The sequence below is a fragment of the Parafrankia sp. EUN1f genome, assembly GCF_000177675.1.
Lineage (GTDB): Bacteria > Actinomycetota > Actinomycetes > Frankiales > Frankiaceae > Parafrankia.
In genome coordinates this window covers 1-1425 of record NZ_ADGX01000358.1, presented here as the reverse complement: position 1 = coordinate 1425, position 1425 = coordinate 1, and the positions used below count along the sequence as shown (strand labels likewise).

General features: G+C 68.9%; 1 protein-coding gene. It reads right to left on the bottom strand.

Going from position 1 to position 1425, the window contains the following annotated elements:
• On the bottom strand, window positions 1–1269 hold a 1269-nt coding region (locus FREUN1FDRAFT_RS39055; RefSeq protein WP_006545982.1), incomplete at its 3' end, for an HNH endonuclease signature motif containing protein.
• Window positions 1270–1425: the final 156 nt, after the last annotated feature.

Here is a 1425-nt window from a genome sequence, read left to right as displayed (position 1 = left end):
GTCGAGGTACGAATGCGGCCGCACCTCGTACCGGCGGCCGGTCGGACTCGTCCACCGGAACACCCCCGGCCAGGGCTGGGTCACCTGCCATCGGCTGTGATGACGCACCCGATGATGCCGCCTGCACAACGGCCCGAGGTTCTCCACCAGGGTCTTCCCGCCCCAGGCGTAGGGCCGGGTGTGGTCCAGATCGCAGCGCCACGCCCGGCGTGTGCAGTGCGGGAACATGCAGCACGGGTTCCGGGCCTGCACATGCCGTTTCTGCCCCGGACTCGGATACCGCCGCTCTCCCAGCTCCACGAGATGACCCTGCTGGTCTGTGAGCATCCGCCGCCATGTCGACGTCGGCCGCGACGCGATCTCCCGCGCCACGGTCGCGGGGATCGGCCCGTACCCCACCAGCTCCCCCGACTCTGCATCCAGGCCGAGCAGGGTTCCGATCGGAACGATCACCTGCACGTCCGCGCCTGTCCCACCCCCAGGACCGGGCTGCCCGCACCGACCCAGAATCAGATCCATCAACGTGTCCGCACGAACCTCATCCCGACTCCGACCATCCCCCTCACCCTTCTCCGCCATCACCGCGTCGGCGATCTGCTCGATCCGCCCCCGGCAGGCCAACGCCCCGTCCGCGGGCAGCAACGCCCCCAACACCGCCATCCCGTCCTCCTCCGGCTCCACCCACACCCGCCGCTCCCGACAACGCTCCTCACTACGCCGCGCCGCACCCTCCGGATCAACTTTGATCACCCCCCGGCGGCACGCCGCTGTGAACGCACGCCGATGCACCCGCGGCCCCTTCGCGAGGACATGATCAGCGACCCGGCCAGCAAGCCCGGCATCCAACGGGCCGGTCGCACGCTCCAAAGACGTCAACCGCGGCAGATCCAGCACACCCTCAGCCAACGCGTCCAACCCGGCCGAGAGACGGCGGACCACCTGGTCGGCGAAATGCAGATGCCACTCCGCGGACCCGGTCGAGATCCGCATCACCCCCGCCACCTCACCCGCAACCACCGAATCGAACAGATCCAGCTCGTCATACCCCTCCGGCGGCCGGGCAGCGGCAAGCTCCGCCTGAACCCGGATCACCGCCGCCTGCGCCGCAGCGACCCCCGCCACCGCCACCCCCAACCGATCCAACCGATCGCTCAACCACCCCTCGAACACCCGATGCTCGACCGGAACCCCCTCCTGCCCGCCGTCCAGAGCGGGCACGCAGGACAGATTGGTCGGGTTGGTCGGGCTGGTGACGGTGCTGGGAGTCATGGCACTTCACCTCCGGACTGGAAGCACACACCACGCGATCGAACGGGCGTTCGATCGCAAGGGCGATGCTAAACCGAAAAACGACCGGCAAGACCGGGCCGGAGAACGGAGGACACAACGAGTTCACCCACCACCCAGACCGCCTTGACAACCTGC